This is a genomic window from Pusillimonas sp. SM2304, from assembly GCF_031628915.1.
GTDB lineage: Bacteria > Pseudomonadota > Gammaproteobacteria > Burkholderiales > Burkholderiaceae_B > Pusillimonas_C.
Genome location: NZ_JAVLUJ010000001.1, coordinates 1,637,144 through 1,663,996 on the forward strand (window position 1 = coordinate 1,637,144; position 26,853 = coordinate 1,663,996).

Below are 26,853 nucleotides of genomic sequence, written 5' to 3' on the forward strand. Positions count from 1 at the left end.
GGGTTAGTGGTGTTTGTGCCCACTTTCTGCCCAAAAAAGATTCGCCAGAAATTTGTATTTCTGGATACTGCGAAGGCTTCGTAGTATCGATTCAGGCCTCGGCCATTTCTCGTTCTGCAGCGGTGGCCAGGAACGCCGAGCGCGATTGTCCACGCTGACGTGCGGTAGCATCGATACGCAGTACCAAGTTCTCTGGTAGGCTGATATTCAAGCGCACAGCGCGGGCGCGAATACGAGTCAGGTCGATATCCACGAGCATCCAAAAGCCACCGTCTTGGTAATCGGGATCATTGGCCCAGACATCGGGGGCGCTGGCAGCGGGGATAGGATCCTCATCAGTGCCAAAGTGCGCTTCGACCGCCTCTTGCGCTGCTTGAGGAAGCGCCTGGATATCATCGGCACCGGCAAAGCAGCCGGGTATATCAGGGAAGGCGGCGCCATAGGCGCTGTCGTCTTCCTTATGCACGTAGATGGGATAAAGCATACGGTTCTCCTTTTCTGTGACCGGCTGGCTTATCGCAGGCCGGCTTGCTTCATGATGCTGCGCACTGTCGGCTTGGGCAAATCCTTTTTGGGATGCGGGACAGTGACCTTACCCGGCTTTGTCGGGTGCTTGAACTGGTGATGCGACCCGACTGTATGTGCCAGGTACCAGCCATCGGCTTTGATCTGCTTGATAAGGTCTGCGCTGTTCATTTGTGTAATCATACACAATACACACAAATACACAACATTCATTTAATTCACTACCCGCTGGCGATGGTGCGGGTACGCTCCGGTCGCGGCGCAGGTGCGAGAACGGGCGTTCGCGTGGCGCGTCCGTCATGAGGCTTGAGCCCAGGCATGCTGTTTGCTCCAACCATGCGTCTGCCCGAACGATGGAGAGCAAAGTTTGTCTGACCTTATTGAAATATTCAGCCTGCAGGCAGGCTTTCTCGAAATGATGATCCGGGGAACCTCAATATACTGGGCGCTCTTCGTCTTGTTGAGGTTGTCGGGCCGGCGCGACATGGGCTCGCTGGGGGTGGCCGATATGCTGGTGCTGGTTCTGGTGGCAGATGCGGCCGGAAATGCCATGTCCGGCGACTCAACGTCGGTGGGCGATGGAATGATTGTGGTTGCCACGATTGTGGCGTGGAGTGTTCTGCTCGATCGCGCCAGCTATCATTTTCCACCCCTGCGACGCTTACTGGAACCAGAACGCGTGTGTTTGATACGCGATGGCAGAATTGTGCAATCAGGACTGCGCAGCGAACAGATCACGCATGGGGAACTGATGGAGCAGCTCAGGTTGAAAGGGATTGAGTCACTCGCCGTCGTCAAGCGCGCCTATCTCGAATCGACAGGTGAATTTAGCGTGATCAAGACGGGCGAGCCGGTGTCGAATGAAAATTCAACGTTGAGCGAGCCGTGACCCGGGCTCCTGAACTGCCCGCATACCCTTCACACCTTCTTGACGAACTCGGACTTCAGGCTCATGGGGCCGAAGCCGTCGATCTTGCAGTCGATGTCGTGGTCGCTGTCGACCAGGCGGATGTTCTTGACCCGAGTGCCGATCTTGACGACGCCGCCCGATCCCTTCAGTTTCAAATCCTTGATCACCGTGACGGTATCGCCGTCCTGCAGGACGTTCCCGACGGCATCGCGGTAAACCTTGTCCGTTTCTTCCGGCGCCGCGGCGGCCTGCGCCGGCCACTCGTGCGCGCATTCGGGACAGACTAGAAGCTGGCTATCTTCATAGGTGTATTCAGACCCGCATGCGGGGCAGGGCGGCAATGTACTCATTTTTGATCCTTGGTGTGCCAGGCGCCATGGCGCCTGGGGTATAAGCGTAGGACTCAGACCATACCATTATTGCCCGGCTCAGACTTCTTGCTGCATGCCCATTTCAACCACCCGATTGGGCGGGATCTTATAGAAGCGGGTGCTGCGCGTCGCATTGCGGGCCATGAAGGCGAATATTCTGCGCTGCAGGCGGGCCCAGGGCGGTAGCTTGCGCAGCACCAGGATGGTCTGCCTGGACAGGAAAAATGAGACCTGTAGCGGGTCCAGGTTCAGCTCGGGCATATCTTGCGCCAACTGTTCCAGCATTTGGGGGACATTGGGTTCCTGCTTGAATCCCCAGGTTGCCCTGACCTGCCAGCTGTCACGGCCGACATGCTGGATGTCATAGCGTTCCTGGAAGGGAACGTAGGGCACCCTGGCTGTCTGCACCGTCAGGAACAGCACTTGTTCGTGCAGGATTTTGTTGTGCTTGAGGTTATGCAGCAGCGCGGGCGGTACAGTGCCGTAGAACATGCTCATGAACACGGCCGTACCCGGCACCCGCGTGGGTGGAAAGGCTTCCAGATTGTGCATGAACTCGTCCAGCGTGTGGTGCTCTTCGGCCAGCGCCTGGTGCAGGCGCTCCCGGCCTCTTTTCCAGGTCATCATCAGGGTGAAGACCGCCATGCCAATGCCCAGGGGCAGCCAGCCGCCCTGGGGTATCTTCAGGGCGTTGGATGAAAACAGAAGCAGATCGATCGTCAGGAATAGGGTCAGCACGGCGAACCATACTCCGCGCCGGTAGCCCGATCCCTGCCGCGGCAATACCATGAAGGCCAGCAGCGAGGTCATAAGCATGGTGCCGGTCACCGCAAAGCCGTAGGCGTGGGCCAGGCGCTCGGACGATCCAAAACCCAGTATCAACACCATGACAGCCATGAACAGCAGCAGGTTGACCTGAGGCAAGTAGATCTGACCCTCGGTGCTGGCAGAGGTGTGTTCGATCTGCATGCGGGGCCAATACCCTAGTTGCACGGCCTGGCGCGTGATGGAAAAGGCTCCCGCGATGACGGCCTGGGACGCAATCACGGTGGCCAGGGTGGCCAGAACCACCAAGGCCAGCAGGGCGGCATTGGGAGCCAGCAGGAAAAACGGATTCTTGATGGCGCCCGGGTTCTGCAGCAACAAGGCGCCCTGGCCGAAATAGGCCAGGACCAGGGCCGGCATGACCAGGCCGAACCAGGCCAGCCGTATGGCGCGCCGGCCGAAGTGGCCCATGTCGACATACAGGGTTTCCGCTCCGGTAATAGCCAGCACGATGGCGCCCAGCAGCAGGAAGACTTCCCACGGGGCTGTGTGGATGAACTGCCAGGCCCACCAGGGGTTGAGCGCCTGCAGTACCTCAGGCGTTTGTATGGTCCGCCACAAGCCGAGCAGGCCGATGACCAGAAACCAGGTCAGCATGATGGGGCCGAACAGTTTGCCCATGGCGCCGGTCCCGCGCGACTGGATGGCAAACAGGCTGGCCAGCACCCCGATGGAAACGGGCACGATCCAGGCGTCCAGGCGATGGGACACGATGCCCAGGCCCTCGATGGCGGAGAGCACGGAGATCGCGGGCGTGATGATGCTGTCGCCATAGAACAGGGCGGCCCCGATGATGCCGAAAGTGATGCAGGCCCATCTTTTTCCGCCCTGGAGCTTGCCGATGGCCAACTCCATCAATGCCAGGATGCCGCCTTCGCCCTGGTTATCGGCCCGCATGATGCAGACCACATATTTCAGCGAGACCACCAGGGTCAGCAGCCAGAAGAGCAGCGACAGAACACCCAGGACATGTGCCTGGTCCAGCACCGGGAATCCCGCAAGTGAAACCTTGATCGCATACAGCGGACTGGTGCCGATGTCGCCGAATACGACGCCTAGCGCGCCAAGCAGTATGGCCGGGCTGGGGCGAGTGTTGTTGGAGTGTGTAAAGGGCGTATTGCGAGCGGACGCCATGAGGTCCCGGGAAGATGAGAAGTGATGCGCAGCCTCTATTCTAGAACACCTTGGGCCAGCGGCCGTGACGTCCAGTACTATCGGCAGCCGTCCGTACCGCCGTCATGGTTTTATTATTAAACGGCCGTCAAACGATGCAGATGAGGGAAAAAAAGCCGTGGCGAGCGGCTTCGTTTCTGCTATCAGAGCGGCTTGAGCGCGGCGTGAAAACGCGCCACGTAGCTGTCGAAATCCTCGGCATCGCCGTCTTCCAGGCGCTTTTGCTCGGCAAAGGAGTCCCGCACGATCCGTTCATAGTCGTGCAGGTCGGCCGGGTTCAGGCCGCCCGCGCGCAGCGTGTCGTGATGCTGCAGGCTTTGCCTGAGCGTGTAATCGTGCAGGCTCAGGCCTTGGGCGCGCATATCGGCCAGCAGGGCGGCCGAGGGGGTCAGGGCGCTGTCGTCGACCTTGGCCTGTTGCAGCGTGACGGCGCGGGCGTATTGATCTCCGCCGCCCTGGGCCTCGTCCAGCAGGCCGGCGTAGGGCATGATGCGGTCGAGCAGTTCAGTGCCCCAGTCGGCAAGGGTGATCGTTTGCTGTTCCCTGACCAGGGTCAGGCCGGGCTTGCGGCCCTCTTTGACGACCAGGCCGAAGTTGTCGTGGCTGTCGGTACAGAAGCCGTTATTGGCGAACTGGGCGCTGGGCTCGGCGGCGCAGAACAGCAGGAAGGCGTCCATGAAGCGGCTGGTTTCGGCTGAAATGCCGATAGGCGATGCCGGATCGATGTCCAGGCAGCGCACTTCGATGTACTGCACGCCGCGCTCGGCCAGGGCGGCGGAGGGCCGTTCGCCCCGGCCGGTGGCGCGCTTGGGGCGTATGTTGGAGTAGTACTCGTTTTCGATCTGGATGATGTTCGTGTTCAGCTGTATCCATTCGCCGTTGCGATGCGTGCCTATGGCCTCGTATTCTGGCCAGGGGGTGGTGACCGCGGTGTGCATGCGGGTCAGGAACGTTTCCAGGTCGTTATAGCAAAGCTGCAGTTCGGCCTGCGCCTGGTTGCTCTTGTAGCCCAGGTCGCTCATGCGCAAGCTGGTGGCATAGGGCAGATACAGGGTGTCGGCGTCGAATACCTGCAAAGACGGCTCAGCGCTCGGGAGGAAGCCCCTGGAAATGGCGGGCGAGGCGCCGAACAGGTACATCAGCAACCAGGAATAGCGTGTGAAATTACGTATTTGGGCCAGGTAACCCCGGGATCTGCGCTGTTCGGGCGAATCGCCCCCTATGTCCAGCAGTTCCCATAGCTGTTCCGGCACCGAAAAGTTGTAATGCACGCCGGCAATGCATTGCATCGCTTTGCCATAGCGTTCGGCCAGGCCGCGGCGGTAGACATGCTTGAGCATGCCGGTGTTGGAGTCGCCGTACCAGGCAATGGGGATGTCGGCCTCGGGCGGCAGCGTTGCCGGCATGGACTGATTCCATACCAGTTCATCCTGCAGTTGCAGGGCAACGTAGCGATGGGTCTGCTCAAGCTCTTGAATAAGGCTTTCGGTAGAATCATGGGTTCCCGTGATCAGCTCGAGCAGGGCTTCGGAGTAATCTGTCGTGATGCGCGGGTTGGTCAATGCCGACCCCAATGCTTCCGGGTGCGGTGTCGTGGCCAGCCTGCCTTGGGCGTCGACGCGCAGGCCTTCTTTTTCAATACCGCGCAAAATGCCCTGAAGCACGGTCAGGTGTTGGCCGAGCAGGGCGAGGCGTTGTTGGCTTGAGGTCATTGCAGGGTATCTTTAAAGAAGTTTTTATCGCTGGCGATTTTACCTGAGGTGCGGCTTTGATACGTATTGGCTTGATAGGGTTGATGTCCATTTTCCTGGCAGCCTGTTCCCCTGACTATAACTGGCGGCAGGTGTCGGTGGGTGATGGCGTCGTCACGGCGTTCTTTCCCGACAAGCCCAGGACCCAGGAACGCACGCTGCCATTTTCAGGGCACGACATTGCTTTCAGCCTGACCAGCGCGACGGTGGGCGATGCCTTGTTCACGGTGGCCCATGCCCCCTTGCCCGATGCGCTGCGCGCCAGCCAAGCCGACCGGCTTGAGTTTGCCACGGCCGTGCTGCGTTCGCTTTACCGGAATCTGGGGGCGCAAGAGCCCGAACCGTTACCGGCGTTCGGCCAGGCTTTCGTGATCGAAGGGCAGGGGCCGCAGGGCCCCGTGCGCCTGCAGGCTAGGGTTTGGTTGACTGATCGCACGCTGGTCGAAGGGCTGGTGACGGCCGCGCCGGACGCATTTCCCGCTGCGCAGGCTGATGAGTTTTTGCAGGGCCTGAGCGTGGCTCAGTAAGCACGGACAGCCAGCCCGCCTGCAAGGCCGCTGTAATCGCGGCCTGGCGTCCGTGCACCCCCAGCTTCCGGCATGCGTTATGGATATGAAAGTTCACCGTTCTTTCGGCAAGCCCCATGATGATCCCCACTTCCCAACTGGTTTTGCCGACGGCTGCCCACTGCAGGCATGACAGTTCTCGTTCGGTCAGCGGCTTCATACTTACCTCTCTTATGATGTTTTATGACATGTAATAACATCTTCTAAGTGAATGTATCAATTTTTATCGCCCAGGTAAAATGTCGCAGGACAAAATCGCGGCTGACAGCCCGGGGTACGGCCTTGGCAAGAATGATAAAATAGCGATTCGATACGGCGCCGATTTGCTTGATCTGCTTGCGGGCGCCTCATAAATCCAGCTAAAGGGGTCCATATGGCCGAACTTTCCGTACCCGATTCCTCCACCGTTTCCGCTTGCGCAGCGCCGGCCATACCGGCGGGTTCCGTAGGCATTGTCTCCCCCCAATTCATTTCTTTTTCCGAACCGCTTGCGCTGAGCAGCGGGCAGGTGCTGCCCAGCTATGAGCTGGCCGTTGAAACCTATGGGCAACTCAATGCGCAGCGCAACAATGCGGTGCTCATATGCCACGCGCTCAACGCTTCTCACCATGTGGCGGGCATCGCCGCCGACAATCCCAAGGATATCGGCTGGTGGGACAACATGGTGGGTCCGGGCAAGGCGGTTGATACCGATCGGTTTTTCGTGATTGGCGTCAATAATATTGGTTCCTGCTTTGGCTCCACGGGGCCGGCCAGCATCAATCCGGAATCAGGCAAGCCGTGGGGGGCGGCGTTCCCCATGCTGACCGTCGAGGATTGGGTGCGGGCGCAGGCGCGGTTGGCCGATCATTTCGGCATTGGCAAGTTTGCGGCGGTCATGGGCGGGTCGCTGGGGGGGATGCAGGCCCTGAGTTGGGCCATTACCTGCCCCGAGCGTATCGAGCACTGTATCGTCATCGCCAGCACACCGCGCCTGTCGGCGCAGAATATCGGCTTCAACGAAGTGGCGCGCCGGTCCATTATCAGCGACCCCGATTTCAACGGCGGCGATTATTACGCCAACAACACCGTGCCGCGGCACGGTCTGTCTGTGGCGCGCATGGTGGGCCACATTACCTATTTGTCGGATGACGACATGGCGGCCAAGTTCGGCCGCACGCAACGCGCGCCCGCCGACAATGGCGAGTTCCATTACGGCTACGATGTCGAGTTCGAGGTCGAATCCTACCTGCGCTATCAGGGTGAAAAGTTCTCGACTTATTTCGACGCGAATACTTATCTGCTGATTACGCGCGCCCTGGATTACTTCGATCCGTCGCGCAGCCATGGCGGCGATCTGGCGCGCGCGCTGCAGGCCGTCACGGCGGATTTCCTGCTGGTGTCCTTCAGCACCGATTGGCGCTTTCCACCGGAACGCTCGCGCGAGATCGTGCGGGCGCTGCTCAAGAACAAGCGGCCGGTCACCTATGCCGAAATCAATGCGCCGCATGGCCATGACGCCTTTTTGCTGGACGATGCGCGCTACCATGCGGTGGTCCAGGGCTACTATGACCGGATCGCGGCCAAGCTGGGGCTGGACGAGCGCAAACGCACGACGGGGGTCCTGGCATGAGCCGCCAAGCAGCCATCGCGCCGCGCCACGTCCGCGCCGACCTGAAACGCATCGCCAGCTGGATAGCGCCTGACAGCAGGGTGCTGGACCTGGGCTGCGCCGACGGCACCTTGCTGGCTTATCTGCAAAACAGCAAGAATGTGGTGGGCGCCGGGGTTGAGCTGAACGACGAGCAAATGATCGCGGCCGTGCGGCGCGGCGTGCCGGTCATTCAGCAGAACCTGGAAGAAGGGCTGGCGCTGTTCGACGACCAGCAGTTCGACACGGTGGTGCTGTCCCGCACCCTGCAGTCCATGCACAACACCGAGCACATCCTGCGGGAAATGGCGCGCGTTGCCCGTTTCGGCATTGTGTCCTTCCCCAATTTCGGCTATTGGCCGCATGGCTGGTCGATATTGCGGGGCCGCATGCCGGTGACGGGCGAAATGCCTTATCAGTGGTTTGACACGCCCAATATCCACCTGTGCACGTTGAAGGACTTTGAAGACCTTGCCTTGGCTTTGCAGTTGCGCATCACGCACCTGGCCACCTTCAATGGCAACAAAGAAGTTAAACTTCTGCCCAGTTGGCGCAGCACCCTGGCGGTCTATCGCTTCGAGTCCCCTAACTGACGTAAAAAGGTGCCATCATCTCTTCATTGACCCGTGTCTATGCCAGTCCGCGCGTTTTCCCTTTGCTGGTGCTGGGCTTTGCAAGCGGGCTGCCGCTGGCCTTGACCACCGGAACACTGCAGGCATGGGCAACGGTCGATAATGTGTCGTTGCAGAATATCGGTTTTCTGACGCTGATCGGCACGGCGTACACGCTTAAGTTTCTGTGGGCGCCCTTGATTGACCGCTACGCGCCGCCGGTGCTGGGGCGGCGGCGCAGTTGGATATTCCTGACGCAGCTTCTGCTGGCGGCCTCGATTGCCGGCATGGGGCTGTTGTCGCCCTCGGGCAGCCTGGGTCTGCTGGCCGCGCTGGCGGTTCTGGTTGCCTTTTTGTCGGCCACGCAGGACATTGCGTTCGATGCCTACAGCACCGACGTGCTGCGCACGGAAGAGCGGGCCGCGGGCGCGGCCGTCAAGGTGCTGGGGTACCGCCTGGCCATGATTGTGTCGGGGGGGCTGGCCCTGGTCCTGGCCGACCAGTGGCTGGGCTGGGGGAATATGTATTTCCTGATGGGCGGCTTCATGGCGGTATGCGCCATTGCCACCTTGCTCGCGCCCGAACCGGAAGTGGTGGCGCAGGCGCCGCGCTCGCTGGCCGTGGCGGTGGTCGAGCCCATGGTGGAATTCTTCAGGCGCCGGGGCGCGATCACGATCTTGCTGCTTATCGTGCTGTACAAGCTGGGCGATGCCTTCGCCGGCGCCTTGTCGACGACGTTCCTGCTGCGCGGGGCGGGTTTCAGCGTTTCCGAAGTCGGCACTATCAACAAGGTGTTCGGCCTGGCCGCCACCATTGTCGGCGCCCTGGCCGGCGGTTCCATCATGACGCGGCTCGGCCTGTACCGGTCCTTGATGCTGTTCGGCCTGCTGCAGGCCGTATCCAACTTCGGATATTGGGTGCTGGCGGTGACGCCGCCGCATGTGTATTCCATGGCGCTGGTGGTGGCGGTTGAAAACCTGTGCGGCGGGCTGGGCACGGCCGCGTTCGTGGCTTTGCTGATGGCATTGTGCAAGCAGGAATTCTCGGCAACCCAGTTTGCCTTGCTGTCCGCCTTGTCGGCGGTGGGGCGCACTTATCTGGCCGGCCCGCTCACGCCGCCGCTGGTGGAAACCATAGGATGGCCGGGCTTTTTCGTCGTCACGGTGCTGATTGCCTTGCCGGGCCTGATTCTGCTGCGCTTGCGCCGGGCGGAAATCGACGGCCTGGACGGCCAGCCTTAGCCATGCTGCTCGCCCTGTACTTGATCGCCATTACCGCCGAAGCCATGACGGCGGCGCTGGCCGCCGGCCGGCGCGATATGGACTGGGTCGGGGTATCGATTATTGCCTGCGTGACGGCGTTGGGCGGGGGCACCTTGCGCGATGTGGTGCTGGGACATTATCCCGTCACCTGGGTATTGCATCCCGAGTATCTATGGATCACGGCGGCAGCGGCCTTGCTGACGGCGCTGGTCGCCCCCGTGATGCGCCGTCTGCGCCGCGTCTTTCTATGGCTCGATGCCTTGGGGCTGGTGGTCTTTACGGTGATCGGTTGCCAGATTGCGCTGCGCATGGAACTGCCCACGACGGTGGTGCTGATCAGCGGCATGATCACCGGCTGCGCCGGCGGCATATTGCGCGATATCTTGTGCAACGACATTCCCTTGCTGCTGCGCAAAGAGCTGTACGCCAGCGTGTCGGTGCTGACCGGATCATTGTTCATCGGTGCGCAGTACCTGGGGATGAACCTGAACGTGTCCATGGTCGCTTCCATGATTGTCGGTCTGGTGGTGCGCATGCTGGCGCTACGCTACAACTGGCAAATGCCCAAGTTCGTTTATCGCGATGAGTGGCGCTAGCGTCTCAATAGGCCAAATCTTAAGTATCATTTGGTTTCACGCTGTTGCGGTAAGGTAGGCGGTCAATGAATGTCCACACCATACGGTTCCGTCTGATTGCGCTGGGCGTTTCACTCGTCTTGGCGAGCGCCGTGCTGCGGTTGTTGATTGCATTGCCGCCGGTCAAGGATTTGCTGCGCGATCTGGTGGCCGACCAGCAATTGTCCATCGCATCCTACGTGGCTCGCGATATCGAGCGGAGCATCGAGCAGCGGCGAACGGCGATCCAGTTGATGGCCCATTCGTTTCCGCATGAACGGCTCGACCAGCCGGGTGCTTTGTCGGACTGGCTTCAAGAGCGTCAGCGCCTGCTGGGCAGTTTCCGGGCGGGCTTGTACGCGATCGATACCGAGGGCACGTCATTGCTGGGCGGCTCGTCGCCCGTTGCTGAGAACGAGTCCATGGATTTCAGGGAGAAGGGATGGTTTCTTGCGGCGCTGAATACCCATGCTCCCGTTGTCGGCGGCCCACAGCGGGGATTCGCGGCGGGTGAGCCGGTCATCGCCTTTGCCATGCCGGTGCGCGATGACGAGGGGCACTCGGTGGCGGTCCTGGCCGGTTTTGTCAGGCTGGACGCGTCGGGCTTTCTTCAGGGCTTGCTGCACCATTCCAGGGACACGGGCGGCGGCCTGCTGCTGATTTCACCGGCTGACAAGGTGTATGTCAGCGCCAGCGACCCGTCGATGATACTCAAGCCTACGCCCGGGCCCGGCGTGAACCTGCTGCATGACCGCGCGATGGAAGGCTACCGGGGCACGGGCACCACCATCAATGCCGCAGGCGTCGAGGAATTGTCGGCCATCGTCAGCATCCCCAGCACGGGTTGGTTTGTAGAGGCGCATCTTCCGGTCAAAGAGGCGTTCGCACCCATCCAGCTTTTGCAGAGCATGATCCTGAATAGCACTGTGGTGGCCCTGGTGGTCGTGCTGGGTGCGCTGCTTTTGCTGTTGTCCCGCATATTGACGCCGCTGACCAACACCGCCAGGGCTATCCGGGATATGGCTGATGGCAAGCGCGAACTGGGCCAGTTGGCCATCACCCGGAATGACGAGGTGGGCGAACTGGTACAGGGGTTCAACAGGCTGGTGGGCCGCCTGCGGGAAAAGGAAGAAGCGCTCAAGGACACCGAGGCGCGCTTGTCGTTCATGGCGCATCACGATGCACTGACCGGCTTGCTCAACCGCGGCATTCTGGACGATAGGCTGCAGCAGGCGGTGGAGCGGGCAGCCAGGAACGGGACCTCCTTTGCGGTGCTGTTCTTTGATCTGGACCAGTTCAAGCCTATCAATGATCGGTATGGGCACGAGGTGGGCGACGCCGCGCTGGTGCAGGTGGCCAAGCGCCTGGCCCAAGGGCGGCGGCGCACCGACACCGTGGCCCGGTTTGGGGGCGATGAGTTCATCGTGCTGTTGATCGATCTGGATGACGCCCACCGCAATGCCGGGAAAATCGCCGAGGAGTACCTGGTTCGCATGCGCCAGCCCTATCGCGTCGGCGAGCACACGCTGGCGTTGACCGTATCGATAGGGATCGCGGTGTATCAGGGCGGGCCGCTGACGGCCGGCCATTTGCTGTCGCAGGCCGATATGGCCATGTATCACGCCAAACGAGGCGGAAGCAATGCCTACTGCTTTTACGATGCGCCGGACAGCGTCCAGTCGTAGTCGATGGTAAGCGGAGCGTGGTCGCTGAAGCGTTCCGCTTTGTAGATGCGCGCTTCTTTTGCGGTGGCAGCGATGTCGGGGGTTGCGATCTGGTAATCGATGCGCCACCCCACGTTTTTGGCCCAGGCCTGCCCCCGGTTGCTCCACCAGGTGTAGGCGTCGCCTGTGGCGTCGGGGTATAGGCGGCGGTACACATCCATCCAGCCCATTTCATCGAAGACGCGGGTCAGCCAGGCGCGCTCTTCCGGCAGGAAGCCGCTGTTTTTCAGATTGCCCTTCCAGTTCTTCAGGTCGATTTCCTGGTGGGCGATATTCCAGTCGCCGCACAGGATGACCTGGCGCCCGCACTTGGCCAGCGCATCCAGGTGGCTGAAGAAGTGTTCCATGAATACATACTTGGCGGCCTGCCTATGATCCCCGCTGGAGCCGGAGGGCAGGTAGACGGAAATGACCGACAATTGGTCGTAGAGGAGTTCCAGGTAGCGGCCTTCCATGTCGATTTCAGGCACGCCCAGTCCCTGGATCACCTGCTGCGGCTGTTGGCGCGCATACAGGCCCACGCCGCTATAGCCTTTTTTCTCGGCATAGTGGAAGTAGCCGTAGTAGCCTTCGGGGTTCAGCATGTCGGCGGTCATGTTGTCGGCCTGGGCCTTCAATTCCTGCATGCAGATGAAGTCGGCATTTTGCTGGGCGACCCAGCCCAGAAAGCCTTTGCTGACCGCTGAGCGGATGCCGTTGAGGTTGGCGGAGATGACACGGAGCATGATGTGGCGCTTCTAAAGTACTGAAGAAGCCCAAACTGTAACCCGAATTGAAGGGCCCGGGCGCTGCGGCCGATGATTCGCCGCCCCGGGCATGGAACTGCGCGGCGGATGCCGCGCTTACGATTTACGGCGTGCCGCGTCGACGCTCCAGGGGCCGGGGCCGGCGAAAAAAATGTACAGGAAAACAAAGCAGAACAAGACGGCGGCTTCGCCCCCATTCATGGCTGGGAACAGCAGCATGCCCTTGGACGCCACATGGCCGATGAAATAGGCGGCCGCGGTGAAGCCCGAGGCCACGAAAGCTGCGCCGCGGGTGAACAGGCCGATGATCAGCAAAATGCCGGCGATCAGTTCGATCAGCCCTGCAATACCCATCATCGAGAATATCTGCAGGCCGTCGATGGCGTTTCCGGGAAATCCGAAATATTTGCTGGTGCCATGCCACAACAGGCAGTAGCCGGCGACAATGCGCAAGATACTGAGTACGCGTGGTGTCCAAGTGGTGCAAGTGTCGTTCATCATGTCATTCCCCGGTTGGTGTGGTGGTGCAAGATACGGCCTTGATAAAACATAAGCACTGCAAAAATCGGCGGTTGCTGCGTATAGTAATCCCAAATGTCCGGCGCGCAGTGCCGGGTGTTTCATTAAGAAGCACCTGGCCGGCGCATTGGGCAACTGGGCGTTATGACGGATAATACCGGTTTTCCCTTTCAATATGAATCATGGCTGATACTTCCAACCGCGCGGATTTCGTGCGCTTTTCCTTGGATCAGGGGGTTTTGCGTTTTGGCAGCTTCAAGGTTAAATCAGGGCGCCTGAGCCCTTACTTCTTCAATGCCGGGCTCTTCAACACCGGCCGCTCGGTGGGGCGGCTGGCGCAATTCTATGCGCAGGCCCTGGTCGATTCGGGCATTGCGTTCGATATGCTGTTCGGTCCGGCCTACAAAGGGATTCCATTGGCGGCCGCCACATCGGTCGCGCTGGCCGGCCACGCGTCGCTGGCCGGCCGCGATGTGCCGTTCGCCTTCAATCGCAAAGAAGCCAAAGACCATGGCGAAGGCGGCATGCTGGTGGGGGCGCCGCTGCGCGGCAAGGTCGTGATCATCGACGATGTGATTACGGCGGGAACGTCAGTGCGCGAGTCGGTGGACATTATCCGGCAAGCCGGGGCCGAGCCTGCCGCTGTGCTGATTGCGCTGGACCGCATGGAGCGCGCCGGCGCCGACGATGCCTTGTCGGCGCATTCCGCGGTGCAGCACGTGGCCGCAACTTACGGCATCCCGGTGGTCAGCATCGCTTCGCTGGCCGACATCATGGCCGTGCTCGAAGGCGATGCCGCATTGGCCGAGCACCGCGAAGCCGTCGCGGCCTATCGGGCCAAATACGGCGTTTAGCCCAGCTTTTCCTTAAGCAGGTCATTCACCTGCTGCGGGTTGGCCTTGCCTTTGGCGGCTTTCATGACCTGGCCGACCAGGGAATTGAAGGCCTTCTGCTTGCCGGCCCGATATTCCTCGACGATGGCGGGGTGGGCCGCCAGGACCTCGTCGATCATGGCGCTAATGGCGCCGCTGTCGCTGATCTGCTTCAGGCCGCGCGCCTGGATAATCGCATCGGGATCGCCGCCGTGTTCCTTGGCCCACATGGCGCCGAATACATCGCGGGCCATTTTGTTCGAGATCGTGCCATCGATGATGCGTGCGATCAGCGCGGCCAGGCCGGCCGGCGCGACAGGACTTTGGGCGATATCCAGTTCCTCGCGATTCAGGGCGGCCGACAATTCACCCAGCACCCAGTTGGCGGCCAGCTTGGCCTGGCCTTGCGGCAACTGGCCGGACACGGCTTCGAAATAGTCGGCGCCGGCGCGCGACATGGTGAGCTGGGCGGCATCGTAGGCGCTCAGGCCCAGGTCCTGCTCGAAGCGGGCGCGCTTCTGGGCGGGCAGTTCCGGCATAGCGGCCTTGACGCGTTCCACCCATTCAGGCTCGATCACCAGCGGGGGCAGGTCGGGATCGGGAAAGTAGCGGTAATCGTGGGCGTCTTCCTTGCTGCGCATACTGCGGGTTTCGTCCAGGTCGGAGTCGTACAGGCGCGTTTCCTGCACCACCTTGCCGCCGTCTTCGATGAGTTCTATCTGGCGGCGCGCCTCGAACAGAATGGCGCGTTCCAGAAAGCGGAAGGAGTTGACGTTCTTGATCTCGGTGCGGGTGCCCAGTACCGGGTCGCCCTTGCGGCGCACCGATACGTTGGCGTCGCAGCGGAACGAGCCTTCCTGCATGTTGCCGTCGCAGATGCCCAGCCAGACGACCAGCCCGTGCAGGGCGCGGGCGTAGGCCACCGCTTCGGCCGCCGAGCGCATTTCAGGCTCCGAGACGATTTCCAGCAAAGGCGTGCCGGCGCGATTCAGGTCGATGCCGGTCGAGGATTCCCCGTGCGGCCCGGTGAAATTCTCGTGCAGGGACTTGCCGGCGTCTTCTTCCAGGTGCGCGCGCGTCAGATTCACCGTTTTTGCTTCGCCATCGACGAAAAAACTGATGGCGCCGCCTTGTACGACGGGGATTTCGAACTGGCTGATCTGGTAGTTTTTGGGCAGATCGGGGTAGAAGTAGTTCTTGCGGGCAAAAATGGAGCGGGGCGCAATGTGCGCGCCAACCGCCAGGCCCAGCCGGATGGCGCGCTCAACCGCGCCTTTGTTCATGACGGGCAGGCTGCCGGGCAGGGCCATGTCGACTTCGTTGGCCTGGGTATTGGGTGCTGCGCCGAATTGCGTGCTGCTGTCAGAAAAAATCTTGGATTCGGTGGAAAGCTGCGTGTGCGTTTCCAGGCCGATGACGATTTCCCATTCCATTATTGCTGTTCCGGTTTGCGTTGGTGCCAGTCAGTGACTTGCTGGTAGCGGTCGGCCAGGGCAAGCAGCCGGCCTTCGGTGAAATAATTGCCGATGATCTGCAGCCCCACCGGCAAGGGCCTTTCGGCGCCGAAGCCGCAAGGTATGGACATGGCCGGCAGGCCGGCCAGGCTGATGCCCAGGGTGTAGATGTCGGCCAGCCAGTCGGCAGTCGGGTCTTCGCGATTATCGCCAATGTGCTTGGCAACGCTGGGGGTGACCGGCCCCATGATGACGTCGCACTGGCTGGAAAAGGCTTGCTGGAAGTCGTTGACGATCATGCGGCGCACGCGCTGGGCCTGCAGATAATAGGCGTCGTAATAGCCATGCGACAGCACATAGGTGCCTACCATGATGCGGCGCAGGACTTCGGCGCCGAAGCCTTCCGTGCGCGAGCGGCTGGTCATTTCAGCCAGGTCGCCATACTGCGCGGCGCGGTGGCCGTAACGCACGCCGTCATAGCGCGACAGGTTGCTGGAGGCCTCGGCGGGCGCAATGACGTAATAAGTGGGGATGGACAGCTCGGTGCGGGGCAGCGAGATGCCGACGCGCACGGCTCCCAGCGATTCGAACACCTGCAGGGCGGCCTCTATTGCGCCGGCAACGTCGGGCGCCAGGCTGGCGTTGAAGAATTCCTTGGGCACGCCAATGCGCAAGCCTTTCAGCGGCTGGCTGCCGGCGGCTTCCTGGCTGGCGGCGGCGGTCTGGAAATCGGCCTGGATGCGGCCAGGCTGGTTCTGGCTGCCGTCGCAGCTTTCAAGACTGGTGGCGTCGCGGGGGTCGAAGCCCGACATGGGGTCCAGCAGCGCCAGCAGGTCGCGGGCGTGGCGCGCAATGGGGCCGGCCTGATCCAGGCTGGAGCCATAGGCGACCATGCCAAACCGCGAGACTGTGCCGTAAGTGGGCTTGATGCCGCTGACGCCGCAAAGCGCCGCAGGCTGGCGTACCGAGCCGCCGGTGTCGGTGCCGGTCGCGCCCATGACCAGTCCAGCCGCAACGGCCGCGGCCGACCCGCCTGACGACCCGCCGGGTACGGCGGAAGGGTCCCAGGGGTTGCGGACGGGGCCGAAGGCGGAGTTCTCGTTGCCCGAGCCCATGGCGAATTCGTCGCAATTGAGCTTGCCCAGCGAGACGGCGCCGGCCTGTTGCAGGCGGCTGACCACCGTCGCGTCGAAGGGGCTGACATACTGGCCCAGCATTTTGCTGGCCGCGGTGGTGCGCCAGCCCTGCGTGACGAAAACGTCTTTATGGGCGATGGGCACGCCCGCCAGGGCCGGCGGCTGCCCGCTCGCCAGCCGCTGATCGGCGGCGTCGGCCTGCGCCAGGGTCAGGTCAGGGTCGATATGCAGGAAGGCGTTCAGGTCCGCGCGTGCCTGGGCGGCGTCCAGCGCGCTGGACGCCAGCTCGCGGGCGCTGACTTTGCGGTCCCTCAGGGCATCGCGCAAGTGGGCGATGCTGTCGAATTCAGTATGAAGTGGCGTGCTTGACATCGTTTACTCGATTACCGTGGGAACCAGGAAAAGGCCATTGTCTTCGGCGGGGGCATTGGCCATCAGGGCCTTGCGCTCATCGAGCGTCCGGGTCGCCGCGGCGGCGTCGTCGCGCAGGCGCAGCTTGATGTCCTGGTGCGCCGACAGGGGGTGGGCCATGGGCTCGATACCGTGGGTATCAACGGCCTGCAACTGCTCGATCAGGCCCAGGATGCCGTTCAGTTCATGCTGGGCGCGTGCGCTTTCGTCTGGCGAAAGCTCAATGCGCGCAAGCCTCGCGATGCGGGCTACGTCTTGTTCGGTAATTGCCATGGGTTTATATATTAGAGAGGGTTCCGGCCGACATGCAATAAAGCGTAAGCGGCTCTGTGAACGGGCTGGTTACAGAAAATAATATGCCGTTATTCGACCTTATCAAGCGACAATTATAAGTTATCATTGTCGGTTTAATTCGTTAGTCATTTTTCTGCGCGCCTCTTTGTGCCTGCCGTGGGGCTGACCTTAACGGATTTCTTTCAATTTTCATATCACTGAGCGCCCATGTTCGGATTCCTTCGTAGTTACTTCTCCAGCGATATGGCGATCGACCTCGGTACCGCCAACACCCTGATTTACGTCCGCGGCAAGGGCATTGTGCTGGACGAGCCTTCGGTCGTCGCCATTCGCCACGACGGCGGACCCAGCGGCAAGAAAATCATCCAGGCTGTCGGCCGCGAGGCCAAACAGATGCTGGGCCGCGTGCCGGGCAACATCGAAGCCATACGTCCCATGAAAGACGGCGTGATCGCCGACTTCACCGTGACCGAGCAAATGCTCAAGCAGTTCATCCGCATGGTGCATCCGCGCAGCATGTTTGCCCCCAGCCCCCGCATCATTGTGTGCGTGCCTTGCGGCTCCACGCAGGTCGAGCGCCGCGCGATCCGCGAGTCGGCCCTGGGCGCCGGCGCCAGCCAAGTCTACCTGATCGAAGAACCCATGGCGGCCGCCATCGGCGCGGGCCTGGCCGTATCCGATGCCAGCGGCTCAATGGTGGTCGATATCGGCGGCGGCACCACCGAAGTGGCCATTATTTCCTTGGGCGGCATGGTGTACAAAGGCTCGGTCCGCGTTGGCGGCGACAAGTTCGACGAAGCCATTATCAACTACATCCGCCGCAACTACGGCATGCTCATCGGCGAGCCCACCGCCGAACTCATCAAGAAAGAAATCGGTTCCGCATTCCCGGGCTCTGAGATCCGTGAAATCGAAGTCAAGGGCCGCAACCTGTCTGAAGGCGTGCCGCGCAGCTTCACGGTGTCGTCCAACGAGATCCTGGAATCCCTCACCGACCCCCTGAATCAGATCGTATCGGCCGTCAAGACGGCGCTCGAACAGACGCCCCCGGAACTGGGCGCCGACATCACCGACAAAGGCATTGCCCTGACCGGCGGCGGCGCGCTGCTGCACGATCTGGATCGCCTGCTGCAAGAAGAAACCGGCCTGCCCGTGGTGGTGGCCGAAGACCCCCTGACCTGCGTGGTGCGCGGCTGCGGCGAAGCGCTTGAACACCTGGAGCGCCTGGGTTCGGTCTTCATTTACGACTAAATTCGATTCAGCAGGATCCGGTGTTTCCTTGGTGCGCCGGATCTGTCAAGGCGTAGGCACACTCATCCATGCAAGAGTCAGGCACGATCAAGCTGTTCAAGCGCGGGCCCACCGCGGAGTTCAGGCTGTTCGTGTTCGTCCTGATGGCGCTTGGCCTGCTGCTGGTCGATGCGCGCTGGACAGTGCTCGATCCGGCCCGGCAGGCCGTGTCGGTCGTGATTTACCCGTTTCAGCGCGCCATGTTCGCGCCGCGCGACGCCCTTGAGCACATCAATAACTGGGCGGACGCCGCCGCCGTGGCGCGCACTGAAAAAGAAGCCCTGCAGCGCCAGCGGATCGAGCTGGCGCAGATTTCGACGCATGCGGCGCAGTTGGCCGCCGAAAACGAACAGTTGCGCCGCCTTCTTAGCGTAGCCGATGCGGTTGTCCAGCCGTCTGTGGCGGTCGAGGTGCTGTACGAGCCTTCCAATGCGTTCTCGCACCACCTTATTTTCAATAAAGGTTCGGCCAGCGGCATCCGTCCGGGCATGCCCGTCATTGACGAGGGCGGTGTCGTGGGGCAGATCGTGCGGGTCACCCCTTTTACGTCCGAGGCGGCATTGCTGACCGACGACAAGGTGTCGATTCCGGTCCAGGTGCTGCGCAATGGCTTGCGCTTGATTGCCTTCGGCGGCAATATATCGGGCAAGGTCGAGGTGCGTTACCTGACCGCCAATGTCGATCTGGCCCCCGGCGACACGCTGATTACCAGCGGCATCGGCGGTTTGTTTCCCGCCGGCCTGTCAGTGGCCACGGTCGACCACGTGCAGCGCGATGCGGCGTCGGGTTTTGCCCTGGCGGTAGCGACACCCTTGTCGCACCCCGAGCGGCACCGCCATTTTCTGGTCCTGCGGGTCGATAACGCGGATCAAACGCTTCAAGGGGGCCTGTTGAATGGTTCGCAAGCCGAATAGCGGCATGCCGCTCAGCGCAGGCAGGCACTCGCCGTTGACGGCCCTGCAGCCTATCGACACATCGCCCTTCAAGCAGCCTTCAAGCCTGCTGTTCGTCTGGTTCACGGTTTTGCTGTTCTGGATGATATCGCTTTTGCCCTGGCGGCTATGGGACCCGGCCCCCGACCTATTGTTGCTGGTCATTGCATTTTGGTGCCTGAATGAGCCGCAGCGCGTCACCATGCTGACCGCCTTTGTATTCGGGATTTTCATGGATGTGCATGACGCGGCCTTGCTGGGCGGGCATGCCCTGAGCTATACCCTGGTCGCCTATGGCGCGCTGGTTCTGCGCCGCCGCCTGCAGCGCTTCAATGCAACCATACAGGCCATCCACATGTTGCCGGTCTTTGTCGTGGCGGCGGCGGTGACCCAGTTCATTTGCGCCTGGCTTTCGGGTGAGTGGGTCGGCTGGTCGTGGCTCTGGTCGGCGCTGTTTACCGCGGCGCTCTGGCCGCTGGCCGATATTCTGCTGCATATGCCGCAGCGCAGGATGGACGAAACGGACGCGGGCTCCGTGTGACCGACTAGCCAGGATCCGCCCCATGTTCGAATTCAAGAAGACCACCCACCATCTGAAGCGGCGCATGCTGATACGCGTCGTGGTGGCGGGCGTCTTTGCGGCCCTGTGTTTTGGCGGGCTGGGGGCGCGGCTGTGGTATTTGCAGGTCGTCCGCTACGAAGGGCTGGCGGCGCGCGCCGACCAGAACCGGATAGCGGTGGTTCCCATACCGCCGCGGCGCGGCGAAATCGTCGACCGCAATGGGGTGGTGCTGGCCCGCAACTATCGCGACTATACCTTGTCCATCACCCCCGCCTATGTCAAGCAAGACATGGAAGACATTCTGAACGAGCTGGGGCAGCTTGTATATCTGAGCGCCAACGACCGCCGGCGGTTCTTCCAGAACCTGAATCAAAGCGGGCGCTATGCGCCGATTCTGCTGCGCAACAATCTGAACGATACCGAAGCGTCCTGGTTTGCGGCGCATGCCTACAAGTTCCCCGGCGTCGATCTGAGCGCGCGGTGGGTGCGCGAGTACCCCGAAGGCGAGTCCGCGGCGCACGTGCTGGGCTATGTAGGCCGCATTTCCGAGGCCGACCTTGAAACCCTCGAGCGGGAAGGCCGGTCGGGCAACTATCGCGGCAGCAACATCATCGGCAAAAAGGGCATCGAAAAGACCTGGGAAGAAACCCTGCATGGCCGTACCGGCGTCGAAGAGGTCGAGGTCACGGCCACCGGCCGGCCGGTGCGCACGCTTAGCCGCATCGATCCCGTGCCGGGCTCGGACCTAGTCTTGTCCCTTGATATCGGCCTGCAGAAGGTGGCGGAGCAGGAATTCGCCGGGCGGCGCGGCGCCCTGGTGGCGATCGAGCCCAGCACGGGCGATGTGCTGGCCTTCGTGTCGGCGCCGTCATTCGACCCGAATCTGTTTATCGACGGCATCGATGTCGAGAACTGGCGCAAGCTGAACGAATCACCTGACCACCCCCTGATCAACCGGCCGTTGTACGGCACCTACCCCATCGGGTCGACCTACAAGCCTTTTGTGGGCCTTGCCGCGCTGGAAATGGGCAAGCGCAGCGCCACCGAGCGTATTCCCGATCCGGGCTTTTTCGAACTGGGCGGCCAGCGCTTTCGCAATGCGGGCAGCGTGGCCTACGGACCCACCGATATGCACCGCGCCATCGTGGTGTCGTCCGACACTTATTTTTATTCGCTGGGTCCCGACATAGGCGTCAACGCCTTGCACGACTTCAGCCAGCAGTTTGGCTTCGGCCAGATTACCGGTATTGACCTGGACGGCGAGCGCCGGGGCGTCCTGCCGTCCACTGAATGGAAGCGCCAGGCATACAAGAAGCCCGATCAGCAGCGCTGGTATGCAGGCGAGACAGTGTCGGTTGCGGTAGGGCAGGGCTACAACGCTTTCACGCTGCTGCAGTTGGCGCAGGCGACCTCGGTGCTGGCCAACGGAGGGGTTTACATGAAACCGCATCTGGTCAGCCTGGTCGAGAATTCCCAGGCCGGCACGCTCACGCCCACCGTGACCGAACCGTCGCATGTCATTCCGCTGAAACCCGAGAACCTTGAAGTGATCCGCAACGCGATGGCGGATGTCATGCGCAAAGGCACCGCCCGGCGGGCATTCGCAGGGGCTCCGTATCAGGCTGCCGGAAAAACCGGCACGGCGCAGGTCTATAGCCTAAGGGGCGCCAAATACAAAGCCAGCGAGATTGACGAGCGTTTGCGCGACCATGCCCTGTTCATGGCTTATGCTCCCATGGAGAACCCCAAGATAGCGCTGGCCCTGATCGTGGAGAACAGCGGTTGGGGGGCGACGGTGGCCGCGCCGGTGGCCCGCCGCGTGTTCGACTATTGGCTTGCGCCCGAGCGGCAGACCGCGGGCCACAGGCCAGGAGAGGCAGTCGTGGCCGGCCGGGCGCCTGATTCCGGGAGCGTGCAATGAAACGCCTGATGCAATGGGTGATCAAGGCCGTCACGGCGTTCGACTGGCCCCTGCTGGCGCTGCTGGTATTGATGACGATCCTGGGCATGACCGTCATGCATTCCGCGGTGGGCGGAACCGATTGGCGCTTTACGGATCAGTCGCGCAACTTCCTGATTGCCTTTGTCTTCATGTGGGGAGCCGCCATGATGCCGCCCCCGTTGCTGATGCGTCTGGCGCCTTATTTTTATGTCATGGGCGTGGTGCTGTTGCTGGGGGTGGAGTTTTTCGGCGAAACCAGCAAGGGCGCCACGCGCTGGCTGGACCTGGGTCTGGTGCGTATCCAGCCGTCCGAAATGCTGAAGATCTCGGTGCCCATGATGCTTGCCTGGTACTTCCATCGCAATCAGGGGCGCCTGCGCGTGCTGGACTTCTTCGTAGCAAGCGTCTTGCTGGCTATTCCTTTCGCCCTGATCGTGATGCAGCCCGATCTGGGTACGGCCCTGTTGGTATTTGCGTCGGGTTTCTGCGTTATTTACTTCGGGGGGCTGTCGTTCAAACTGCTGGCGCCGGCCGCGGTGGTGATGGTCTTGGGGCTGGGGACGCTGGTGTATTACGAAACGGACATCTGCCAGCCGGGAATCGATTGGGTGGTCTTGCATGAGTACCAGAAGCACCGGGTGTGTACGCTGCTGGACCCCAGCTCCGATCCGCTGGGCAAGGGTTTTCACACCATACAGTCCATGATCGCGGTGGGCTCGGGCGGTGTGTACGGCAAGGGCTATATGATGGGGACGCAGACGCATCTGGACTTTATTCCAGAGCGCACGACGGACTTTATTTTTGCAGTGTATGCGGAAGAGTTCGGTTTTTACGGCGGCATTATGCTGCTGGTGCTGTATGCGCTGTTGATTGTGCGCGGGCTGGCGATTGCGGCGCGTGCGCACACCCAGTTCGGCCGGCTGATGGCGGGCGCCATGTCGATGATGTTTTTCGTCTATGTGTTTGTGAATGTGGGCATGGTCACGGGCATTCTGCCGGTGGTGGGCGTGCCTTTGCCTTTCATGAGCTATGGCGGCACGGCCTTGCTGACGCTGGGGATCGCCTGCGGGATTTTGATGAGCATCAGCCGTTATCGGCCGGTGAGGAATTAGCGGCTTGATGGCTTGTGGCGGTGTTGGGGGCTCTTCGTTCTAAAGGTGGGGCTCTTCGTTCTAAAGAAAGCCGGGTGTGGCAAAGGGCTGTTCCGGCTTCGCGCGCTACGGCCCTGGCTGCGCCAGGGCTGCCCGGTCCAGGCGCGCAAATCGTGGCGAGTGCGGAACTCGGCCGGTCGGGCCAGTGGCCCGACATTCGCCGGCCTCAAACAGGCCGCACTCTTGAATCCACGATTTGCGCGCCTGAACCGGCGTGCGCGAGGCGCCTGCACAGCCCTTTGCCACACCCGGCTTTTTGCAGGAGCGAAGGTTGGGGGCCCTCACCCTTTATGCAGGGGGCTATGTGGATGCCTATTTGGGCTTTTAAGCTAGCCGTGATCTAAGTGAGCCGTTATCTAAGTCCTTATCGAAGGTCTTATGCAAGCTTCTAACTTAAGCAGGCTTCTATATAAACCTCCGCATGAGCCTTTATGTGTCCTCCCACATGAGCCTTTATATGAACAATCCGATCAAGCGGCCAAGCTGACTTCTGGCATATGCCGCGGTTGGCTGCTGCGGGCGGGGGCGGTCCGGCGGTTAGGCGTGCGCCGCAGGCTTCCGAAGGCAGGCCGGGGGCTGTCGTCGGGCGTTGTCTGAGCGAGCGTAGCGAGTGAGTTCGCCCGACGCCCGGCCGAACGAGGAAGATGCGGAAATAAGCACGCCGTAGCCGGACCGCCCCCGCCCGCAGCAGACAACATCTTCCCGCACTGCTGTAAACATGCCGCGCTGTTGTGCACATGTGCCGCACAGCTACACATGCCGCACTGTAAACAGCCAGCCCCAAGCTCCTTCTAATCCGGAGCGGGAAACAGCCCCGCCAGGATTTTCTTTACAGGCGCCGGAAGGGCCGTGGCGGGCAGGTCGGCCAGCGCAATCCAGCGTTGCGCTGGGCTCGTTTCCGTCAGAGGCGCTTCATCGCAACGCATGTACCAGGGTTCTATGTGCAGCTTGAAATGCGTGAAAACGTGCAGCAAGCCGGCCATCTTCTGCGCCGCCGGGCCGGCGCCCAATCGCCTACAGGCGTGCTGCACATCTTCGTCGCTGTCATAGAGCGGCAGGCTCCACAGGCCGCCCCAGATGCCGGGCGAGGCCTGTTGTTCCAGCAGAATATGGCCGCCGCAATGGGCGACCAGCATCCGGCAGTGCCTTTCGGGGCTGGCTTTCTTTTTTCGCGGCGTCGGCAGTTCATGTTGCCGTCCATGGGCCCGGGCATAGCAGCGGTCCTGCAGCGGGCACAGCAGGCAATCGGGCCTGCTGCGGGTACAGCACTGCGACCCCAGGTCCATCAGGCCCTGGGTGTAGGCCACCATGTCCAGGCTGTCGGGCGCGGCATCCAGCACCGCTTCGGCTGTGCGCCACAGCGCTTGTTCGGTGGCGCGTTCACTGGTGATGCCTTCGATGCCGAAGTAACGCGTGAAAACCCGTTTTACGTTGCCGTCCATGATGGGGCCGCGCTCGCCATAGGCGAAGGCGGCAATGGCGGCGGCCGTTGAGCGTCCGATACCCGGCAGGGTGGCGATATCGTCTGCGTTGCCGGGAAAGCGGCCGCCCCAGTCGGCGCAGATCACCTGCGCGCAGCGATGCAGATTGCGGGCCCGGGCGTAGTAGCCCAGCCCGGCCCAATATGGCATGACCTCGTCCTGGCTGGCCGCGGCCAACGAAGCGATATCGGGAAAGCGCGACAGGAAGCGCTGGTAATAGCCGATGACTGTCGCAACCTGCGTTTGCTGCAGCATGATTTCCGACAGCCATATCCGGTAGGGATCGCGGGTATCCTGCCAGGGCAGGTGATGCCGGCCATGCTGTTTCTGCCAGGCCGTAATGGTGCCGGCAAAGCCGGCGATCTGCGGGGTTTTGTTCAACAGCATCAGAACCGGGTGTTGCGCGTGACGGACCAGCGTGCCGACAAGGCGGCCAGTATCGCCACGATGACAATGGCCAGCAGCAGGCTCAGGGGGTCGGGCAATTGCAGGGAAAACTGTGTGCCGTATTGGCTGGCCAGCCGGGCGAGCGCCGCATTGAGCGGCTGCAGCGACAGCGCAGCCAGGCCGATGGCCACCACACTGGCCACGATGCCCGTCAGGGCGCCCAGATACAGGAAGGGACGCCGGACAAATGATTCGGTCGCGCCTACCAGGCGGGCAACGCCGATTTCCTCGCGCTGGGTCAAGGCCTGCATGCGCACCGTGTTGAATACCGTGGCCAGCACCACTACGGCCACGCCAATGGCCAGCATGCCCAGGCCTATGCGGATGAAGCGAAGCATGGCCTCCAGCCGCCTGACCCAATCGCTATCCAGCTGCACCGAGTCGACCTGATCCAGACGGCGCCACGCCTGTGCCAGCTCGTTGGCTTGTTGGGCCAGCTCGGGCGAGTCGCGCAAGGTGACGACAAGGGCGTCGGGCAGGGGGTTGCCGGGCAGGACGGCCAGGGCATCGCTCCATGAGGGATTGGCCTGCAGGGTTTCCAGCGCCTGTTCGCGCGTGACCACGCTGGCGTCCAGGACGGCCTGGGCATGTTCGCTTCGCAACTGGTCCGCCAGGCGCCTGGCGTCGTCCTGCGTGGTCGAGGGATTCAGGAACAGGGTGAGTTCGGGGGACACCGGTATTTGCCGGGCAATGGGCTGGGCCGACACCAGTACCGACGCGGCGATAATGGGAATGGCCAGGGTCAGGCCGATGACCAGAATGTTGGCCAGCGAAGAAAAGGGTTGGGCCAGCAGGCGGCGTATGGCCACCAGCAGGGCGTAACGATGTTGTCGCAGCCAGCGCCTCATGGGTGGACTCCTTGCGTGTCGGAAAACCGGCCCGCGTCGATGCGCAGGGTACGCGAGGCGTACGCCGCCATCAACGCGCGATCGTGCGAGGCGATCAGCGTGGTGACACCGACCCGGTTGAAATCCCGGAAGACCTCCATGATCTTGCGCGCGCTTTCTTCATCCAGGTTGGCGGTGGGTTCGTCGGCGATCAGGATGGCGGGGCGGTTCACGATGGCGCGGGCGATGGCCAGGCGCTGCTGTTCTCCGCCCGACATTTCGATGGGATTCAGATCTTCCTTGCCCGACAGGCCGACCTTTTCCATGGCGGCGCGCGCCCGCGTGCCGGCCAGCCGCGTGTCCAGCCCAGTGACGGCCAGCGGCAGCAGGACATTGTTGACGGCATTGCGGTCGTACAGAAGGTGCATGTCCTGCAAAATGACGCCCACCGCCCGCCGCAGATAAGGGCGGGCACGGCCCGGCATCTTGTCGATGCGGTGTCCGTTCACGTGCACCGATCCTCGGCTGGGCGGTTCCAGCCCCCCGATCAGCTTCAGCAATGTGGACTTGCCGGCGCCCGACGGGCCCGACACGAACACAAACTCGCCCGGCTCGATGCGAAAGTTGATGTCAGCCAGAATGTTCCGGCTGCGGCCATATGACTTGAACACATGCTGAAATTCGATCATGAGGTAATAAAAATCGGGGTCTTTTTAATGAAATCTATCGGGTGTTACAAGGCATGTCACGAGGGATATCCCCCATGTTGTTAATGATAGGCAGCAGCTACGATTCGTTCGCTGACGGCGCAATAGTGATTGTAAGCC

27 protein-coding genes and 1 riboswitch are annotated in these 26,853 nt (G+C 61.7%); of the genes, 13 read left to right on the plus strand and 14 right to left on the minus strand.

Annotation, left to right across the window (positions count from 1 at the left end; all coding sequences use genetic code 11):
• Positions 1-91: 91 nt before the first annotated feature.
• Positions 92-484, minus strand: coding sequence for a type II toxin-antitoxin system HicB family antitoxin (locus tag RE432_RS07590; RefSeq protein WP_310932693.1), 393 nt, complete (start codon positions 482-484; stop codon positions 92-94).
• 29 nt (positions 485-513) lie between these two features.
• Entirely contained in the window at positions 514-696 is a 183-nt protein-coding gene (locus tag RE432_RS07595) for a type II toxin-antitoxin system HicA family toxin (protein WP_310932694.1), read from the minus strand.
• Between the two features lie 196 nt (positions 697-892).
• Between RE432_RS07595 and RE432_RS07600 the strand changes: the two genes are divergently transcribed.
• Positions 893-1,414, plus strand: coding sequence for a YetF domain-containing protein (locus tag RE432_RS07600; protein ID WP_310932695.1), 522 nt, complete (start codon positions 893-895; stop codon positions 1,412-1,414).
• A 29-nt stretch (positions 1,415-1,443) separates the two neighbouring features.
• On the opposite strand, the gene RE432_RS07605 is transcribed toward RE432_RS07600, so the two are convergent.
• The 3 genes from RE432_RS07605 to gshA all read right to left on the minus strand — a co-directional run bounded on the left by RE432_RS07605 (position 1,444) and on the right by gshA (position 5,516).
• Positions 1,444-1,785: a zinc ribbon domain-containing protein YjdM gene (locus RE432_RS07605; RefSeq protein ID WP_310932696.1), complete on the minus strand. Its 342-nt coding sequence runs from the start codon at positions 1,783-1,785 to the stop codon at positions 1,444-1,446.
• Between the two features lie 78 nt (positions 1,786-1,863).
• The gene (locus tag RE432_RS07610) at positions 1,864-3,765 is read right to left on the minus strand and encodes a potassium transporter Kup (protein WP_310932697.1); all 1,902 of its coding nucleotides are present in this window, start codon (positions 3,763-3,765) and stop codon (positions 1,864-1,866) included.
• A gap of 182 nt (positions 3,766-3,947) precedes the next feature.
• Positions 3,948-5,516: a glutamate--cysteine ligase gene (gshA, locus tag RE432_RS07615; RefSeq protein WP_310932698.1), complete on the minus strand. Its 1,569-nt coding sequence runs from the start codon at positions 5,514-5,516 to the stop codon at positions 3,948-3,950.
• Positions 5,517-5,599: 83 nt separating this feature from the next.
• On the opposite strand from gshA, the gene RE432_RS07620 reads away from it, so the two are divergent.
• Positions 5,600-6,082 (plus strand): hypothetical protein, encoded by a 483-nt coding sequence (locus RE432_RS07620; protein WP_310932699.1) that lies wholly within the window; start codon positions 5,600-5,602, stop codon positions 6,080-6,082.
• On the opposite strand, the gene RE432_RS07625 is transcribed toward RE432_RS07620, so the two are convergent.
• Entirely contained in the window at positions 5,967-6,281 is a 315-nt protein-coding gene (locus tag RE432_RS07625; protein WP_310932700.1) for a helix-turn-helix domain-containing protein, read from the minus strand. The two genes, RE432_RS07620 and RE432_RS07625, sit on opposite strands and share 116 nt — an antisense overlap.
• A 145-nt stretch (positions 6,282-6,426) precedes the next feature.
• A riboswitch (SAM riboswitch) is annotated at positions 6,427-6,505 on the plus strand.
• Here RE432_RS07625 and RE432_RS07630 point away from each other — a divergent pair.
• The 5 genes from RE432_RS07630 (at position 6,495) to RE432_RS07650 (ending at position 11,923) form a co-directional block, all read left to right on the plus strand.
• Positions 6,495-7,733, plus strand: coding sequence for a homoserine O-acetyltransferase (locus tag RE432_RS07630; RefSeq protein WP_310932701.1), 1,239 nt, complete (start codon positions 6,495-6,497; stop codon positions 7,731-7,733). (Overlaps the previous riboswitch by 11 nt.)
• Positions 7,730-8,344, plus strand: a complete 615-nt coding sequence (gene metW / locus RE432_RS07635; RefSeq protein ID WP_310932702.1) for a methionine biosynthesis protein MetW — start codon at positions 7,730-7,732, stop codon at positions 8,342-8,344. The genes RE432_RS07630 and metW overlap by 4 nt, the downstream gene beginning before the upstream one ends.
• 26 nt (positions 8,345-8,370) lie before the next feature.
• Complete coding sequence (locus RE432_RS07640) at positions 8,371-9,603, plus strand: muropeptide transporter (RefSeq protein WP_310932703.1); 1,233 nt, start codon at positions 8,371-8,373, stop codon at positions 9,601-9,603.
• Between the two features lie 2 nt (positions 9,604-9,605).
• Entirely contained in the window at positions 9,606-10,220 is a 615-nt protein-coding gene (locus tag RE432_RS07645) for a trimeric intracellular cation channel family protein (RefSeq protein ID WP_310932704.1), read from the plus strand.
• Positions 10,221-10,285: 65 nt separating this feature from the next.
• Complete coding sequence (locus tag RE432_RS07650; RefSeq protein ID WP_310932705.1) at positions 10,286-11,923, plus strand: GGDEF domain-containing protein; 1,638 nt, start codon at positions 10,286-10,288, stop codon at positions 11,921-11,923.
• Here RE432_RS07650 and RE432_RS07655 read toward each other — a convergent pair.
• The gene (locus RE432_RS07655) at positions 11,893-12,687 is read right to left on the minus strand and encodes an exodeoxyribonuclease III (RefSeq protein WP_310932706.1); all 795 of its coding nucleotides are present in this window, start codon (positions 12,685-12,687) and stop codon (positions 11,893-11,895) included. The two genes, RE432_RS07650 and RE432_RS07655, sit on opposite strands and share 31 nt — an antisense overlap.
• Positions 12,688-12,804: 117 nt before the next feature.
• Positions 12,805-13,206, minus strand: a complete 402-nt coding sequence (locus tag RE432_RS07660; RefSeq protein ID WP_310933059.1) for a DoxX family protein — start codon at positions 13,204-13,206, stop codon at positions 12,805-12,807.
• A gap of 203 nt (positions 13,207-13,409) precedes the next feature.
• Here RE432_RS07660 and pyrE point away from each other — a divergent pair, with 203 nt between their 5' ends.
• A complete protein-coding gene (gene pyrE, locus RE432_RS07665; RefSeq protein ID WP_310932707.1) occupies positions 13,410-14,081 on the plus strand; it encodes an orotate phosphoribosyltransferase in 672 nt (223 codons plus the stop codon).
• Here pyrE and gatB read toward each other — a convergent pair.
• The 3 genes from gatB to gatC are packed head-to-tail and all read right to left on the minus strand — an operon-like array spanning position 14,078 to position 17,373.
• Entirely contained in the window at positions 14,078-15,532 is a 1,455-nt protein-coding gene (gatB, locus tag RE432_RS07670; protein WP_310932708.1) for an Asp-tRNA(Asn)/Glu-tRNA(Gln) amidotransferase subunit GatB, read from the minus strand. The two genes, pyrE and gatB, sit on opposite strands and share 4 nt — an antisense overlap.
• Positions 15,532-17,061: an Asp-tRNA(Asn)/Glu-tRNA(Gln) amidotransferase subunit GatA gene (gatA, locus tag RE432_RS07675; RefSeq protein ID WP_310932709.1), complete on the minus strand. Its 1,530-nt coding sequence runs from the start codon at positions 17,059-17,061 to the stop codon at positions 15,532-15,534. The genes gatB and gatA overlap by 1 nt, the downstream gene beginning before the upstream one ends.
• A 3-nt stretch (positions 17,062-17,064) precedes the next feature.
• On the minus strand, positions 17,065-17,373 hold the full coding sequence (gene gatC, locus RE432_RS07680) for an Asp-tRNA(Asn)/Glu-tRNA(Gln) amidotransferase subunit GatC (protein ID WP_310932710.1): 309 nt from the start codon (positions 17,371-17,373) through the stop codon (positions 17,065-17,067).
• Positions 17,374-17,601: 228 nt separating this feature from the next.
• Between gatC and RE432_RS07685 the strand changes: the two genes are divergently transcribed.
• The 5 genes from RE432_RS07685 to rodA all read left to right on the plus strand — a co-directional run bounded on the left by RE432_RS07685 (position 17,602) and on the right by rodA (position 23,232).
• Positions 17,602-18,645 (plus strand): rod shape-determining protein, encoded by a 1,044-nt coding sequence (locus RE432_RS07685; protein ID WP_130037429.1) that lies wholly within the window; start codon positions 17,602-17,604, stop codon positions 18,643-18,645.
• Between the two features lie 68 nt (positions 18,646-18,713).
• Entirely contained in the window at positions 18,714-19,598 is an 885-nt protein-coding gene (mreC, locus tag RE432_RS07690; protein ID WP_310932712.1) for a rod shape-determining protein MreC, read from the plus strand.
• Positions 19,579-20,157, plus strand: coding sequence for a rod shape-determining protein MreD (gene mreD / locus RE432_RS07695; RefSeq protein ID WP_310932714.1), 579 nt, complete (start codon positions 19,579-19,581; stop codon positions 20,155-20,157). The genes mreC and mreD overlap by 20 nt, the downstream gene beginning before the upstream one ends.
• Positions 20,158-20,179: 22 nt before the next feature.
• Positions 20,180-22,099, plus strand: coding sequence for a penicillin-binding protein 2 (gene mrdA, locus RE432_RS07700; RefSeq protein WP_310932715.1), 1,920 nt, complete (start codon positions 20,180-20,182; stop codon positions 22,097-22,099).
• The gene (gene rodA, locus RE432_RS07705; protein ID WP_310932717.1) at positions 22,096-23,232 is read left to right on the plus strand and encodes a rod shape-determining protein RodA; all 1,137 of its coding nucleotides are present in this window, start codon (positions 22,096-22,098) and stop codon (positions 23,230-23,232) included. The genes mrdA and rodA overlap by 4 nt, the downstream gene beginning before the upstream one ends.
• 830 nt (positions 23,233-24,062) lie before the next feature.
• Here the strand turns inward: rodA and mutY are convergent.
• The 3 genes from mutY to RE432_RS07720 are packed head-to-tail and all read right to left on the minus strand — an operon-like array spanning position 24,063 to position 26,715.
• A complete protein-coding gene (gene mutY, locus RE432_RS07710; protein ID WP_310932718.1) occupies positions 24,063-25,139 on the minus strand; it encodes an A/G-specific adenine glycosylase in 1,077 nt (358 codons plus the stop codon).
• Entirely contained in the window at positions 25,139-26,047 is a 909-nt protein-coding gene (locus RE432_RS07715) for an ABC transporter permease (protein WP_310932719.1), read from the minus strand. The genes mutY and RE432_RS07715 overlap by 1 nt, the downstream gene beginning before the upstream one ends.
• Complete coding sequence (locus RE432_RS07720) at positions 26,044-26,715, minus strand: ATP-binding cassette domain-containing protein (protein WP_310932721.1); 672 nt, start codon at positions 26,713-26,715, stop codon at positions 26,044-26,046. The genes RE432_RS07715 and RE432_RS07720 overlap by 4 nt, the downstream gene beginning before the upstream one ends.
• Positions 26,716-26,853: the final 138 nt, after the last annotated feature.

Coding starts and splice junctions, on each gene's coding strand:
- RE432_RS07590 (WP_310932693.1), bottom strand. CDS start 484: ATGCTTTATCCCATCTACGTGCATAAGGAAGACGACAGCGCCTATGGC.
- RE432_RS07595 (WP_310932694.1), bottom strand. CDS start 696: ATGAACAGCGCAGACCTTATCAAGCAGATCAAAGCCGATGGCTGGTAC.
- RE432_RS07605 (WP_310932696.1), bottom strand. CDS start 1,785: ATGAGTACATTGCCGCCCTGCCCCGCATGCGGGTCTGAATACACCTAT.
- RE432_RS07610 (WP_310932697.1), bottom strand. CDS start 3,765: ATGGCGTCCGCTCGCAATACGCCCTTTACACACTCCAACAACACTCGC.
- gshA (WP_310932698.1), bottom strand. CDS start 5,516: ATGACCTCAAGCCAACAACGCCTCGCCCTGCTCGGCCAACACCTGACC.
- RE432_RS07620 (WP_310932699.1), top strand. CDS start 5,600: ATGTCCATTTTCCTGGCAGCCTGTTCCCCTGACTATAACTGGCGGCAG.
- RE432_RS07625 (WP_310932700.1), bottom strand. CDS start 6,281: ATGAAGCCGCTGACCGAACGAGAACTGTCATGCCTGCAGTGGGCAGCC.
- RE432_RS07630 (WP_310932701.1), top strand. CDS start 6,495: ATGGCCGAACTTTCCGTACCCGATTCCTCCACCGTTTCCGCTTGCGCA.
- metW (WP_310932702.1), top strand. CDS start 7,730: ATGAGCCGCCAAGCAGCCATCGCGCCGCGCCACGTCCGCGCCGACCTG.
- RE432_RS07645 (WP_310932704.1), top strand. CDS start 9,606: ATGCTGCTCGCCCTGTACTTGATCGCCATTACCGCCGAAGCCATGACG.
- RE432_RS07650 (WP_310932705.1), top strand. CDS start 10,286: ATGAATGTCCACACCATACGGTTCCGTCTGATTGCGCTGGGCGTTTCA.
- RE432_RS07655 (WP_310932706.1), bottom strand. CDS start 12,687: ATGCTCCGTGTCATCTCCGCCAACCTCAACGGCATCCGCTCAGCGGTC.
- RE432_RS07660 (WP_310933059.1), bottom strand. CDS start 13,206: ATGAACGACACTTGCACCACTTGGACACCACGCGTACTCAGTATCTTG.
- pyrE (WP_310932707.1), top strand. CDS start 13,410: ATGGCTGATACTTCCAACCGCGCGGATTTCGTGCGCTTTTCCTTGGAT.
- gatB (WP_310932708.1), bottom strand. CDS start 15,532: ATGGAATGGGAAATCGTCATCGGCCTGGAAACGCACACGCAGCTTTCC.
- gatA (WP_310932709.1), bottom strand. CDS start 17,061: ATGTCAAGCACGCCACTTCATACTGAATTCGACAGCATCGCCCACTTG.
- gatC (WP_310932710.1), bottom strand. CDS start 17,373: ATGGCAATTACCGAACAAGACGTAGCCCGCATCGCGAGGCTTGCGCGC.
- RE432_RS07685 (WP_130037429.1), top strand. CDS start 17,602: ATGTTCGGATTCCTTCGTAGTTACTTCTCCAGCGATATGGCGATCGAC.
- mreC (WP_310932712.1), top strand. CDS start 18,714: ATGCAAGAGTCAGGCACGATCAAGCTGTTCAAGCGCGGGCCCACCGCG.
- mreD (WP_310932714.1), top strand. CDS start 19,579: ATGGTTCGCAAGCCGAATAGCGGCATGCCGCTCAGCGCAGGCAGGCAC.
- mrdA (WP_310932715.1), top strand. CDS start 20,180: ATGTTCGAATTCAAGAAGACCACCCACCATCTGAAGCGGCGCATGCTG.
- rodA (WP_310932717.1), top strand. CDS start 22,096: ATGAAACGCCTGATGCAATGGGTGATCAAGGCCGTCACGGCGTTCGAC.
- mutY (WP_310932718.1), bottom strand. CDS start 25,139: ATGCTGTTGAACAAAACCCCGCAGATCGCCGGCTTTGCCGGCACCATT.
- RE432_RS07715 (WP_310932719.1), bottom strand. CDS start 26,047: ATGAGGCGCTGGCTGCGACAACATCGTTACGCCCTGCTGGTGGCCATA.
- RE432_RS07720 (WP_310932721.1), bottom strand. CDS start 26,715: ATGATCGAATTTCAGCATGTGTTCAAGTCATATGGCCGCAGCCGGAAC.